This window comes from Agrobacterium sp. ST15.13.013 (assembly GCF_027956525.1).
Classification (GTDB): domain Bacteria; phylum Pseudomonadota; class Alphaproteobacteria; order Rhizobiales; family Rhizobiaceae; genus Agrobacterium; species Agrobacterium salinitolerans.
This window is the reverse complement of sequence record NZ_JAQKGP010000001.1, coordinates 143210-156366: the sequence shown is the minus strand read 5'-3', so window position 1 is coordinate 156366 and position 13157 is coordinate 143210. Positions and strand designations below refer to the sequence as shown.

At 59.6% G+C, this 13157-nt stretch carries 10 protein-coding genes and 1 tRNA gene; 6 read left to right on the top strand and 5 right to left on the bottom strand.

Annotated features, from left to right (window positions below; translation table 11 throughout):
* Positions 1–16 precede the first annotated feature (16 nt).
* Entirely contained in the window at positions 17–880 is an 864-nt protein-coding gene (locus PL597_RS00780) for a peptidylprolyl isomerase (RefSeq protein WP_077985321.1), read from the bottom strand.
* A 242-nt stretch (positions 881–1122) separates the two neighbouring features.
* Here PL597_RS00780 and secA point away from each other — a divergent pair, with 242 nt between their 5' ends.
* The 5 genes from secA (at position 1123) to PL597_RS00755 (ending at position 8897) form a co-directional block, all read left to right on the top strand.
* Positions 1123–3831, top strand: coding sequence for a preprotein translocase subunit SecA (gene secA / locus PL597_RS00775; protein ID WP_271364402.1), 2709 nt, complete (start codon positions 1123–1125; stop codon positions 3829–3831).
* 135 nt (positions 3832–3966) lie between these two features.
* Entirely contained in the window at positions 3967–4860 is an 894-nt protein-coding gene (locus PL597_RS00770) for a DMT family transporter (protein ID WP_271364401.1), read from the top strand.
* Between the two features lie 81 nt (positions 4861–4941).
* On the top strand, positions 4942–6144 hold the full coding sequence (gene mdoC / locus PL597_RS00765) for a glucans biosynthesis protein MdoC (protein WP_271364400.1): 1203 nt from the start codon (positions 4942–4944) through the stop codon (positions 6142–6144).
* 57 nt (positions 6145–6201) lie between these two features.
* Complete coding sequence (uppV, locus tag PL597_RS00760; protein WP_077985156.1) at positions 6202–7617, top strand: Wzx-type polysaccharide biosynthesis protein UppV; 1416 nt, start codon at positions 6202–6204, stop codon at positions 7615–7617.
* Positions 7618–7625: 8 nt separating this feature from the next.
* Entirely contained in the window at positions 7626–8897 is a 1272-nt protein-coding gene (locus tag PL597_RS00755) for a GNAT family N-acetyltransferase (protein WP_142912031.1), read from the top strand.
* A 54-nt stretch (positions 8898–8951) separates the two neighbouring features.
* Here PL597_RS00755 and uppQ read toward each other — a convergent pair whose 3' ends face one another.
* A complete protein-coding gene (gene uppQ / locus PL597_RS00750; RefSeq protein ID WP_142912032.1) occupies positions 8952–9605 on the bottom strand; it encodes a polysaccharide biosynthesis GNAT family N-acetyltransferase UppQ in 654 nt (217 codons plus the stop codon).
* A 356-nt stretch (positions 9606–9961) separates the two neighbouring features.
* Here uppQ and PL597_RS00745 point away from each other — a divergent pair.
* A tRNA-Leu gene (locus PL597_RS00745) sits at positions 9962–10046 on the top strand.
* 61 nt (positions 10047–10107) lie between these two features.
* Here PL597_RS00745 and PL597_RS00740 read toward each other — a convergent pair.
* Genes PL597_RS00740 through uxuA form a run of 3 tightly spaced genes read right to left on the bottom strand, consistent with a single transcriptional unit; the run spans position 10108 to position 13155 of the window.
* Positions 10108–10950: an amidohydrolase family protein gene (locus tag PL597_RS00740; RefSeq protein ID WP_142912033.1), complete on the bottom strand. Its 843-nt coding sequence runs from the start codon at positions 10948–10950 to the stop codon at positions 10108–10110.
* A gap of 25 nt (positions 10951–10975) precedes the next feature.
* Positions 10976–11965: an aldo/keto reductase gene (locus PL597_RS00735; RefSeq protein WP_269826410.1), complete on the bottom strand. Its 990-nt coding sequence runs from the start codon at positions 11963–11965 to the stop codon at positions 10976–10978.
* Complete coding sequence (uxuA, locus tag PL597_RS00730; RefSeq protein WP_269826409.1) at positions 11962–13155, bottom strand: mannonate dehydratase; 1194 nt, start codon at positions 13153–13155, stop codon at positions 11962–11964. Before uxuA ends, PL597_RS00735 begins: the two co-directional genes overlap by 4 nt.
* Positions 13156–13157 lie beyond the last annotated feature (2 nt).

Here is a 13157-nt window from a genome sequence, read left to right as displayed (position 1 = left end):
CCCGTAACATTTGTCTTTACTGCTGCGGCTGAGCCTGCTGTTCCTTCGTGGCTTCGTCGTAGCCCTTTTTCAGCGTCTCATCCATGATTTCGATCTTCTGGTCAGCCTTTGCCTTCTCGATGAGTGCAACGTACTTGTCACGCATGACAAGCTGACGAACCTGCGGCTCGACCTGCTCGAAAGCCGGCGGCGGCGCGATACGCTTGTCTTCAAGCTTGATGACGTGGAAGCCGAACTGGGTCTTCACCGGAACCTTGGTGTAGGCGCCCTTTTCGAGGCCGAAAGCGGCCTCTTCGAATTCCGGCACCATGCGGCCCTTGCCGAACCAGCCGAGATCGCCGCCGTCATCCTTGTTGGAATCGGTCGACTTTTCCTTCGCGAGCGCGGCGAAATCCTTGCCCGAATCAAGCTGTTTGATGATGTCCTTGGCGTCGTCCTCGCTGGCGACGAGAATGTGCGCGGCCTTGATTTCCTCTTCCTGCGGCAGGGCTGCGACTTCCTTGTCGTAGCGGGCCTTTACTTCGTCATTGGTGACGGCGTCGACCACGTGCTTGCGGAAATAGGCGTTGTGAAGCTCACGGTCCTGGATGAATTCCATGCGCTTCTTGAAATCTTCGGTCTTTTCCAGCCCTTCGGCGCTGGCGTTCTTCACCAGAAGCTTGACGTCGATGGCACCGGACAAGGCTGCAACCTTCTTCTGCTCATCGGGAAGCTGCGCGAGCTGCGGGTCGAGATTGCTCATGGCGAGGTCGAGTTCGGACTGGTGGATTTCCAGATCGCCGACCTTGGCGACAACCTTGTCTTCCTGTGCAAAAGCCGGAAGCTGGAGGCCGAGCGTGGCCACAATCACCGCAGCCGCAATTTTATTATAGCGCAACATTTTGAACCTTTCGGGGACAATGCCGGCTCCAGACATGGTTTCCGGCTCTGAAAAAACTTCCAAACACCGGATTGTGGCCATTCTGTAACGGGCAGAACCGTTGACATCATTTGCCCCCCCTCTTATCTGTCACGCAACCTCGCGTCCAGATACGTTGAAGGGCGAAGTCCGTCATTTATGCTGAAATCGGCGTGACGGAGAAAAGCGCCCGGCAAAACGGAATTTCAGAAAGGGCCAGTAATATGGTCAGTCTCGGCGGAATAGCCCGCAAGTTGTTCGGTTCGGCAAATGACCGCCGCGTCCGCTCCTATAAAAGTAAGATCGCAGCCATCAATGCGCTGGAAGAGGCCACCAAGGCGCTCTCCGATGAAGCGCTGGCGGCCAAGACGGCGGAATTCCGCCAGCAGCTTGCCGATGGCAAGACGCTGGACGACCTGCTGATCCCGGCTTTCGCCGTTGCCCGCGAAGCATCGCGCCGCGTTCTGCATATGCGCCCCTTCGACGTGCAGCTGACCGGCGGCATGATTTTGCATGGAGGCGCTATCGCCGAAATGAAGACCGGTGAAGGCAAGACGCTGGTGGCGACCCTTGCGGTCTATCTCAACGCGCTCGCCGGCAAGGGCGTGCATGTCGTCACCGTCAACGACTATCTCGCCAAGCGCGACGCGGCCACGATGAGCAGGCTCTACGGTTTCCTCGGCCTGACGACCGGCGTCATCGTCCACGGGCTGGACGACGACCAGCGCCGCGAGGCCTATGCCTGCGACATCACCTACGCCACGAATAACGAACTTGGCTTCGACTATCTGCGCGACAACATGAAGTATGACCGCGCCCAGATGGTTCAGCGCGGCCACAACTACGCGATCGTCGACGAAGTCGACTCGATCCTGGTCGACGAGGCGCGCACGCCGCTCATCATTTCCGGCCCGCTGGACGACCGTTCCGACCTTTACAACACCATCGACGCCTTCATTCCGCTGTTGACGCCGGAAGATTACGAAATCGATGAAAAGCAGCGCTCGGCCAACTTCTCCGAAGACGGCACCGAAAAGCTCGAGAACCTGCTGCGGCAGGCGGGCCTGCTGAAGGGCGAATCGCTTTACGACGTCGAAAACGTCGCCATCGTCCATCACATCAACAATGCGCTGAAGGCGCACAAGCTCTTCACCCGCGACAAGGACTATATCGTCCGTAACGACGAAATCGTCATCATCGACGAGTTCACCGGCCGTATGATGCCGGGCCGCCGTTATTCCGAAGGTCAGCATCAGGCTCTCGAAGCCAAGGAAAAGGTGCAGATTCAGCCGGAAAACCAGACGCTGTCTTCCGTCACCTTCCAGAACTATTTCCGTATGTACTCCAAGCTCGCCGGCATGACCGGTACGGCATCGACGGAAGCGGAAGAATTCGGCAATATCTACGGTCTCGACGTCATCGAAGTGCCGACCAACCTGCCGATCCAGCGTATCGACGAGGACGACGAGGTCTATCGCACCGGCGAGGAGAAGTTCCAGGCAATCATCACCGAGATCAAGGCGGCGCATGAGCGCGGTCAACCGGTTCTGGTGGGTACGACGTCGATCGAGAAATCCGAGCTTCTGGCCCATATGCTGCGTCAGTCCGGCTTTACCGATTTCCAGGTTCTGAACGCCCGTTACCACGAGCAGGAAGCCTATATCGTTTCGCAGGCCGGCGTTCCGGGCGCAGTTACCATCGCCACCAACATGGCTGGTCGCGGTACCGACATCCAGCTCGGCGGCAACGTCGACATGCGCCTCGAGCGCGAGCTGGAAGGCATGGAGTCCAGCCCTGAGCGTGACGCGAAGGAAGAGGCTATCCGCGCCGAAATCAAGGTGCTGAAGGAAAAGGCGCTGGCCGCCGGCGGTCTTTACGTCATCGCCACCGAGCGTCACGAAAGCCGCCGTATCGACAACCAGCTGCGTGGCCGTTCCGGCCGTCAGGGCGACCCGGGTCGCTCGAAATTCTACCTGTCGCTTCAGGATGACCTGATGCGCATCTTCGGTTCCGAGCGCATGGACTCGATGCTGCAGAAGCTCGGCCTCAAGGAAGGCGAGGCAATCGTCCATCCGTGGATCAACAAGGCGCTGGAACGCGCCCAGAAGAAGGTCGAGGCCCGCAACTTCGAGACCCGCAAGAACCTTCTGAAATATGACGATGTGCTGAACGACCAGCGAAAGGTGATCTTCGAGCAGCGTCTCGAACTGATGGAAGCAGACAATATCGGCGAAACCGCAGCCGATATGCGCCACGAAGTGATCGAAACGCTCGTCACCAAGCATATTCCGGAAAATGCCTATGCCGAACAGTGGGATATTGCAGGCCTGAAGGCCGGTGTCGCGCATTTCCTCAATCTCGACCTGCCGGTGGAGGAATGGGCGAAGGAAGAAGGCATCGCCGAGGACGATATTCTCCAGCGCGTCACCGAGGCCGCCGACAAATACGCCGCCGAGCGCGCGGAACGTTTCGGCCCCGAGATCATGACCTATGTGGAACGCTCGGTCATTCTCCAGACGATCGACCATCTGTGGCGCGAACATATCGTCAATCTCGACCATCTGCGCTCTGTCGTCGGCTTCCGCGGTTATGCACAGCGCGACCCGCTGCAGGAATACAAGGCGGAAGCCTTCGAACTGTTCCAGGCCCTGCTCGCCAATCTGCGCGAGGCCGTCACCGCCCAGCTGATGCGCGTTGAACTCGTGCAGCAGGAACCGCAGCAGCCCGAGCTGCCGGAAATGACGGCGCATCATCTCGACCCTCTCACAGGTGAAGATGAAATGGCACAGAACGCGCAGGCCGCTTTCGTGCCGGCGGGGGATCGCGATCCGGAAAACCCGGCCACCTGGGGCCGTATCGGCCGCAACGAAATGTGCCCCTGTGGCTCCGGCAAGAAATACAAGCACTGCCACGGCGTTTACGAACAGGCCTGAAGCAGTTCCCGACAGTCAAACGAAATCGCCCGCATCTTCAGTTGCGGGCGATTTTCGTTGTGCCACTTGATCGCTGTTGACGGATATCGGCAATTTCCAATATGGGAGCCTCATCGTCTTTCGGAAAACGCTTTCATGGCTCCTCGCGACTTTGCGTCTTATGTTTTTCTCGCACTCGCGTGGGGAATGTCTTTCCTGCTGCTTTTGCATGTCGTGGAGGCCTTCGGCTGGATCGGCGCGGTTACGCTTCGCTCGCTTGTCACCGCCGTCGCCCTGTTTCTGATCGCGATTACGGCCCGCCGAAAGCTTGCATTTTCCGCCAGCTGGCGCGCCTTTGCCGTTGTCGGCGCAACAACCGTCGCGGGACAGTTGATCGGCCTTTCCTATGCGACGCCGCTGGTCGGTACCGCCATGGCGGCCATATTGGTGGCCACCATCCCGCTCTTTTCAATGCTCATCTCACAGCTATGGGGTCTTGAGCGTCTGACGCAGCGGGGCTTTGCCGGTCTCGTCATCGGTTTCGGCGGCATTATCCTGCTCGTCGGCTTTCCCGCGGTTCCCGTCACAACCAGCTTCTTCATCGGCTGCGCCGCCTGCGTTGCCGCCTGCATCTGCGCCGCCTATGGCAGCAACTATGCCAGCCGCCATCTCAAGGGCGTGGGTTCGTGGGAAATCACCATCGGCTCCTTCCTCACGGGCGGGCTGATGACTTTACCGCTTCTTCTGGCCGTGCCCCTGCCTGGAGCGCCGCGCTTCATCGATTACGGTTATCTGCTCATACAGGCGGTTGTCATGAGCGGACTTACCTACATCACCTATTTCAGGCTTGTCTCCTCGATCGGTGCAACCAGGGCGATCAGCGTGGAATTCGCCGTGACCGTCGTGGCGGTTCTCATCGGCGCACTGGTGCTGGATGAACCGCTTTCGCTTCCCCAGCTTTTCGGCGCCGGCATCATCATCTTAGGCTGTACCCTGGTTCTCGATCTCCTGCCCAGGAAAAAGGCTCCGCCCACACCCTCCGGGGCGTGAAGGATTTGTTAGCGTTTTCCACCAATAGTCGTGCTGGTCATTGCTGATCAAACGGGATCGCGCTTACGGCGCGAGGGGAAAATGCAACCGGGCAAATCAGATTACGAGCATTACTGGGACCCGCTAAGGGCCCTCCTCATGCTGCTCGGCATCCCTTATCACGCCTCCCTTCTCTACAGCCATGCTCTGCCATGGGACATCAAGGATTTCGACACCAGCCCGCTTCTGAGCGCGCTGGGTGCTGCGCTCGTCACCTTCCGTATGCCGTCATTCTTTCTGGTTGCCGGCTACTTCTCCACCATGGTCATCGGCAAGAAGGGCAAGATGCGCTGGCTGAGGCAACGTTTCCTGCGTCTCGGCGTGCCCTTTGTCGTGGCGGTCCTTCTGCTCGGGCCATCACAGCTTTTCCTGCTGCAACTGGCCGGCGTCGCCAAAGGCGACATCCCGGCCGACCGGCTGCTTGAAAGCCTACCCGGCCTGCTGCGTCCGAGCGAAGAATGGATCATGCATCTTTGGTTCCTGCCGGCCCTTATCTTCTATTCGATCCTGCTTGCCGGCCTGCTGTTTCTCGCGGAACGTCCGCCATTGGCACATATCAGACACTGGTTCGGCAGCCTGCGCCAGCGGCATGCCGCCCTGTTTTTTGCGGCGCTGTGCATCCTGCCTGTTTTATGGGAATTGACGATCTACGGATCCGGCCTGCTTGCGGCAAAGAGCGGAAGCCCCCTTTTTCTTCTTTATGAACGCGCCTCCGACCCCTATGCGCGTTACCTGCCATTTTTCCTCATCGGCGCGCTTCTGCAGCGTGACCGCGCCCTCTTTCACCGCTTTCGCCAGACGGGTCTTCCCACCGGCGTCGTCGCGGCGGGCGCCATCGCGACGGCGGTGACCTTGCGCCTGCAACATCCCTTTTCGAATTCGGCGCTGCTGGTGCTGGTGTCGGCAGTTGCAGCGGTGGCGACAAGCCGTCTGTTGATCGACCTCGCCTGCCGCTATTTCGACAGGCCGAACCGGATTGCCAGAGGCATGACGGATGCATCCTTCACTATCTACCTGTTTCACCATCCGCTCATCTACGCCTTCGGAACGCTGTTCATCCTCATTGCGCTGCCGCCCATCCTGGAATTCACCATCATCGTCGCGGCCACCACGGCGGCGGCCTATATGCTGCATCAGGCGATACGTTGCAGCCCGCTCGCCCTTTTCCTGTTCAACGGCATCCGCAGGCCACGCGTGATGGACGATATTGGCACACGGGCCGGCGCGTCCCAAACCCTTCGTTAAGGATGGAGCGGGTATGATCGGCCTGCCTATTCAACTGGAAATGATGGCGTGTGGATCATGGCTATCCTCAACACGGCGGAAAAAGCCCTACCCGCAGACCTGCGCGCGAAGCTTTCGCCGCTGGTAACGAAAGTCGCCGTTCTTCTTTCCGGCGGAGATGAACTCTCCCGTGCGCAGCGTATGGCGCTCGTTGCGTTTGCGGTGCGCATCGTCAGCGCCGGCATCGCCTTCATTTCCCAGATCATTCTTGCCCGCCTGATGGGCGAATTCGAATACGGCCTGTTCGCATTTGTCTGGGTACTGGTGATCCTGTTCGGCAATCTTTCCTGTCTCGGTTTTCACACCACGGTCATACGCTTTTTACCCGGCTATCGTCTGGAGGACGCCCACGACAAGATCATGGGACTGACCTCGACGGCGCGTGTCTTCGCCATGCTTTCGGCCAGCGCGCTTGCGATCTTCGGCTTCGTTTTCCTGTATTTCTTCGGCGAGCGCATCGCTTCCTACTATCTCATTCCCATGTCGCTGGCGCTTTTCACCCTGCCCATGGTTGCGTTGGGCGATGTGCTGAACGGCACGGCGCGCGCAAATGGCTGGGCGGTCTCCGCTCTCAGCCCCACCTACATCGTTCGCCCGGTGCTTATCCTGCTGTTCATGCTGGCGGCAATCGGTCTTGGCGCGGGAAAAACCGCAACGACAGCCATGCTCACGGCGCTTCTTGCCACCTATGTCACCACGCTTTTCCATTTCGTCTTCATGAACCGCCGGCTCAACCGGCATTTCCGCAGCACGGCCCGCAGGGTGCATTTCCGCCGTTGGATAAGCTTCGCCTTCCCGATGTTCCTGATCGACGGCATCGGATTTTTGATGACCAATTCCGATGTGGTGATCGTCGGCCTTTACCTGCCGCCGGATCAGGTCGGCATTTATTTTGCCGCGGCCAAGACCATCGTGCTGATGCAATTTGTGTTTTTCTCGGTGCAGGCGGCCGCCGCCCCGCGCCTGGCCGCCCTGATGTCGGCCAATGACAGGCAGGGGCTTGCCGGTTTCGCCAGCCAGGCCGCGCGCTGGGCTTTCTGGCCGTCGCTCGCCGTCGGCAGCGTGGTGCTTCTGGCCGGCCCGTTCCTGCTGTCGCTGTTCGGCCCCGGCTTCGTTCAGGGCTATGAGTTGATGTTCTTCCTTTTCGCAGGCTTCCTCGCCAAGGCGCTGATCGGCCCGGGAGAAACATTGCTGAACATGGCCGGCAAACAAAAATTGTGCGTCGCGCTTTATATTATCATCTTTGGTTGCAACATTGCACTCAACATGGCGCTCATTCCGGTCTATGGTCTGGCAGGGGCCGCGGCAGCGGTGGCGATAGCCATGTGCATAGAAGCTGTGCTATTGCATATTGCCATTCGCCGCACACTCGGGATCGTCCTTTTTGCCTTCAACGATCCCCGGGCGGGTCAAAACACTGGGAAGGCGGTGTAACGATAAGCATGTCCAGCGATCCAAAGAATCCGGATTTTCAGGATCCGCGCATCGCGGCGCTGATGGCGTCTGCGGAGCGTGACCGTCCCGTGGCCGACAGCAGCCGACGCGTGGGCCGCGATGGCCGGGAATTCTGTATCTATCCGGGTCAGCTCGGTTATGACATGCAGGAAGAACTCGACTTCCTGTCCAACCGCGTGATGGAGGCGAATGTCTTCTTCACCGGGCGGCTTCTCGCACCCGCCATGCCGCGCATCGAAGACAAGTCCGTGCGCTTCGCCCTCATTCGCGACGAGAACGGCGCCAGAAGCCGCATGCGCTTCCTGATGCCCTTTACCGTGGAAAAGCCGGGTTTTTCCATCGGTCCCTCCATCATTCGCGTCTGGGCCAATCCATTCGGGCCGCTCGGCACGCCGCTGGTCGACACCGAAGGTGCTGCCGAAACCCTCGACAATCTTTTCGATGCGCTGTCCGACAGCAACATGCGTCTGCCGAATGTTCTGGTTCTGCCGGATGTCCGGCTGGAAGGGCCGTTTGCCCGAATGTTCAAAGCCATCGCGCTCAGCCGCAACCTGCCGGTGACGACGACGGGCAATTATTACCGGCCGATGCTGGAAAGCCTTCTTGACGGCAAGGCGTATCTGCGAAACGCCCTTGCGCCGCACCATTTGCGCGAAATGAACAGGCAATGGCGTCAGCTCGAAAAATTTGGGGCCCTCTCCTATACCGTTACCCGGCAGCCAGCGGACGTGCGTTACCGCATGGAGGAGTTTCTGGCGCTGGAGGCGAGCGGCTGGAAAGGCCGCAAGCGCACCGCGCTGGTCAACGACCGTTATCGCGCCGCCTTCGCCCGCGAGGCGATCACCAATCTGGCCGAAGCGGATGCGGTGCGTATCCACACCATCGATCTCAACGGCAGCGCGATTGCTTCCATGGTCGTCTTCATCGCAGCCGGCGAAGCCTATACGTGGAAGACCGCTTTCGACGAAAACTATGCGCAATTTTCTCCCGGCAAGCTGCTGGTGCAGAGACTGACCGACTGGCATCTGGATGACGCCAATATTCTGCGCAGCGACAGCTGCGCCGTGCCCGATCATCCGATCATGAGCCGCTTCTGGCAGGAACGGCAGGAAATGGGCACGCTGGTTGTCGGGCTTGCCCAGAATAGCGACCGGGACGTGCGGCAGGTTTCCACCCAGGTGGACATGTACCGCAATACCCGCAACCTCGCCCGCAGCCTGCGGCAGAAAATCCTGTCCTTCGGACGCAAGGGCAATTGATCCGAAGGGCGCTGGCAGCGCCCTTCGGATTTCAGGACGCGGATGGGACCCGTCTTAGCGCGAGGCCGTCCTGATCATCTTGCACAATTGCGTCAAAGCGGCATCGTATCCGCCACCCAGAATATCGACGCACCGGCGGGCAAGCTTTATCTGCTCCGTGCGCGACATGTCGTTATAGGACTGGATGACCTGACGCATGGCGCGAGGCGTCATCGGCCGGCCGGGATTGTTCGGATTTCCGATATTGCCAGGATTTCCCGGGTTCCCCGGATTGCCAGGGTTACTCGACGAACCTGAGCCGCCAATGCCCAGCCCGACATCGACACCGAGCCCGCTTGATCCGCCCACATTGGCTCCGACATTTGCGTTGACACCGTTGGAACCGCCAACGGAGGCATTCACGCCGGCATTGACCCCGCTGGAACCGCCGACGGATGCGTTGACATCCGCATTGACCCCATTGCTGCCACCGACCGAAGCGTTGACATCCGCACCCAGCCCGCCGCCGCTGCGGCCGCCGATATCAGCACCGGCATTAACCCCGCCACTGCCGCCAACGGAAGCACCGACACCGAGACCACCGCTATCATTGCTACCCACGCTAGCATTCACCCCGTTCTCTCCGCCGATCCCGATATCCAGCGCATGGGCGTTGACCGGTAGGATCAAGCAGGCAGACAGTAACAAATTGCGAGAAAGAGCCCTCATAATTTCCTCCCTATGAGTTGGCTACTCCCGCCCCGCGTGGAAACTCCACATCGGCATCATAGTTTCAATTAGTAATTGCGTATATGCTATTTTATTAGAGATATCTAAAATTATCCGAATAATTCAACCCCAGGTGTATTGTTTTGAAACAGGCGCGACTGATTGAAATGCCTGCGCCGCAGCAATTTCGCCGATTTTTTAAATGTCGGCTCGTGATTTTCGCCCTACGCCACCGCGCACTGGGATAGCCTTTCGTAAAGGCAAATTTCCTGCTTTTGGGCTTGCACGCACGGTCTCGCCCGTGATAGACGCCGTGGCATTGCCTCAGTGACCTGAAACACAATCGGCATCGAAATGCGGGTGTGGTGGAATTGGTAGACGCGCCGGACTCAAAATCCGGTTCCGAAAGGAGTGTCGGTTCGACCCCGACCACCCGCACCACCTCTTACGATTTGCGCGAATTTATCGGCATGAACGAGACCATATCCGGTCAAGGATCATGCTACGCCGCCAGATAAAAACGTCTGGCATTGCCATGGCCGATCGCTGCCTGCTCATCCGGTGAAAGCGCCGACAGAAGCGCTCTCGTCATGGCAATCCACTCCGGCAGGCCGGAACCGAGATCGACCACCGGCCAGTCGCCGCCCCAGACCATTCTTTGGGGGCCGAACAGCGTCAATACGGTTTCCACGTAAGGTCTCACGTTTTCCAGCGTCGTTTGCCCCGGCGCACAATAGGCGGTGACACCCGAAAGCTTGACGGAGAGATTGGGCAGGCGGGCCAGATCGGCCATGCGCTCGCTCCAGGCGGAAAAATCGTTTCCGGCGATATCAGGCGTGCCGCAATGGTCGAGCATGAAGCGGACATTGGGGCAGGCCCGGACAAGTTCGGCGGCAATGGCCAGCTGACGGGAATGAAAACACAGATCGACCGGCCACCCGGCCTTGCCGATCTTGCGCACATTTCGGCGATAGTTTTCCGCACGGCTGGTATCGTCGGGCATGACCTGGAGGATACGCCGGAACCCGACCACTTTGAGGTGGCGGCATTCCTCCAGCCAGGCGTCGAACCCCTGATCCGTTTCCGGCCGGCAGCTGGCGATCTGGCCGAACATCGGCAAGGTCCCTTCCCCAACCATGCCGGCCACAAGCCGGGCTTCCGCCCTATAATCACTGTCATCGACCCCGGTTTCCATGAAGATCGTGCCGACGACACCGCTGCCCTCGACAAGAGCTGCATAGTCCGCCCGGGTGAAGCTTCCCGCAAGGCTCGGCTCGCCGCGCGTCCAGGCATAACCGAGTTTGCCCCGCAAGATCAGATGCTGGTGGGTATCAATGAGGTCCATGGCGTCCTTCTCCCTGTCGTGCCCGTCAATCTTCAAGAGCGAGCGCGTCAAAACCCGCCCAGGCGGCGTCCGGCACGGCCGTTTCGAAAATGGATAGATTGCGCTGGAGGCTGTCCGGTTTCGCCGTGCCGATCAGCACGCTGGCGACATCGGCGTTTTGCAGCGGAAAATGCAAAGCGGCCGCCGCGAGCGCGACGCCGTAGCTGGCGGCGTGATCTTCCATGGCGCGCACCCGCTCCATGACTTCAGGCGCAGCTTCATTGTAATTGAAGGTCGCGCCCGGCCTAGCACCGGTTGCAAGAATGCCCGAGTTGAAGACACCACCGATCACAAGCGCGGTGCCGGTTTCCGCGCAACGCCCAAGCAGCCGCGCCGCCGCCGACCGGTCGAGCAACGTATGACGGCCCGCCAGAAGGATGCAATCGATCTCGTCTATCTCCATGAGGTTCAGACAGGCCGGAACCTCGTTCACGCCAAGGCCGAACGCGCCGATCAGGCTTTTCGCCTTCAACTCGTGCAGCGCCTCGATGCCGCTTTCGGTGAACATTCCGAAATGATGGCGATAGGCTTCCTCTCCAAGCGTGGTCTCCTCCAGATCGTGGACATAGAGAATATCCACCGAACCGAGACCAAGCCGGGCAAGGCTCTGCTCATGTGAGCGCATGATGCCGTCATAGCTGTAGTCGTATTCCACCACGAAAGGCAGCGCATCGACAAAACCGTAATCCGGTGTCACGCCCGCTTCAGCCGGCTTCAGGATCCGCCCAACCTTGGTGGACAGCACGAATTCGTCGCGTGGTTTGCCCTGAAGAAAATCCCCGACGCGTCGTTCGGAAAGGCCCTGCCCGTAATAGGGTGCGGTATCGAAATAACGGATACCGGCGTCCCAGGCGGCTTGCAGCGTCGCTATGGCATCCTCGCGGCTGACGCGGCGGTAGAGATTGCCGATACCGGCAGCGCCGAAAGAAAGCTCGCTCAGCGACAGCGCCGTGCGGCCAAGTTTGCGGGTTTTCATGCGGCCCCCTCCTCGCGGCGAAGCTGGCGCTCGACGGTGCGGATGACACCACGGAGTTCGCCGAGACCCTTCATGCGGCCGATATAGGAATAGCCGGGGTTGGTCTTTTTGGTGATGTCATCACCCAGCAGATGGCCGTGGTCAGGTCGCATTGGAATATTGGTGCGGCGGCCAGCCTTGGCGGCGGCCAGCTCCTCGCGCAACAATGCCTCGATGACGCCGATCATGTCGGTTCCGCCATCAAGATGATCGTCCTCAAAGAAGGAACCATCCGCTTCAACGGTCACATTCCGAAGATGGGCGAAATTGACGCGGGACGCGAACTCCTGTGCCATTGCCACGAGGTCGTTGTCACTGCGCGCGCCGTAGGAGCCGGTGCAAAGGGTAATGCCGTTGTTCGGGCTTTCAACGGCCGAGAGGATGGTGCGGATATCGGCAGGTGTCGAGACCACGCGCGGCAGGCCGAACAGCGAGAATGGAGGATCATCAGGGTGGATGCCGAGATGCACGCCCACCTCTTCCGCAACCGGCACGACTTCCCGCAGAAAGGCGAGAAGATTGCCCTGCATGGTCGTGCTGTCGATACCATCGAACGACGCAATCAGCGCGGCGATGGACTGGCGCGTCTGCACCAGCGCGCCGCCTGGCAGCCCTGCTATGATGTTTCGCTCTAGAAGCAACTGCTCCTCTTCGCTCATGTGCGCAAAACGCTCTTCGGCCCGTGCAACCAGCGCAGGATCGTAATTTTCCGCCGCACGAACACGCTTCAGGATGAAGACGTCATAAGCGACGAAATCCGCCATTTCGAAGCGCAGCGCCAATCCGGTATTACGTGCCTGCCAGCGTAGGTTCGTGCGCGTCCAGTCCACGACAGGCATGAAATTGTAGCAAACGACGGGAACGCCAGCGCGGCCGAGACGGGCGAGCGTATCCTTCCAGCGCGCAATCGCCTTCGGGGCATCGGCATCACCACGCTTGACGGACTGTTCCATGGGAATGGATTCGCAGACACTCCATTCCAGACCGGCCGCCTCGATCATCCCCTTGCGTTTGGCGATCTCTTCGGCTGGCCAAGCCGTGCCGTCGGGAATCTGGTGCAGCGCCGTGACAACGCCGCTGGCGCCCGTCTGCCGCACATGCTCCAAGGTGATGGGGTCCGATTCACCGAACCACCGCCAGGTTTCCTTCATAG

Bases quoted from the DNA above. Each gene is read 5' to 3' on its own strand.
- uppV (WP_077985156.1), top strand. From the start codon at position 6,202: ATGGCTATCCTCAACACGGCGGAAAAAGCCCTACCCGCAGACCTGCGC.
- uppQ (WP_142912032.1), bottom strand. From the start codon at position 9,605: ATGAGGGCTCTTTCTCGCAATTTGTTACTGTCTGCCTGCTTGATCCTA.
- PL597_RS00740 (WP_142912033.1), bottom strand. From the start codon at position 10,950: ATGGACCTCATTGATACCCACCAGCATCTGATCTTGCGGGGCAAACTC.
- PL597_RS00780 (WP_077985321.1), bottom strand. From the start codon at position 880: ATGTTGCGCTATAATAAAATTGCGGCTGCGGTGATTGTGGCCACGCTC.
- PL597_RS00770 (WP_271364401.1), top strand. From the start codon at position 3,967: ATGGCTCCTCGCGACTTTGCGTCTTATGTTTTTCTCGCACTCGCGTGG.
- PL597_RS00735 (WP_269826410.1), bottom strand. From the start codon at position 11,965: ATGAAAACCCGCAAACTTGGCCGCACGGCGCTGTCGCTGAGCGAGCTT.
- uxuA (WP_269826409.1), bottom strand. From the start codon at position 13,155: ATGAAGGAAACCTGGCGGTGGTTCGGTGAATCGGACCCCATCACCTTG.
- PL597_RS00755 (WP_142912031.1), top strand. From the start codon at position 7,626: ATGTCCAGCGATCCAAAGAATCCGGATTTTCAGGATCCGCGCATCGCG.
- secA (WP_271364402.1), top strand. From the start codon at position 1,123: ATGGTCAGTCTCGGCGGAATAGCCCGCAAGTTGTTCGGTTCGGCAAAT.
- mdoC (WP_271364400.1), top strand. From the start codon at position 4,942: ATGCAACCGGGCAAATCAGATTACGAGCATTACTGGGACCCGCTAAGG.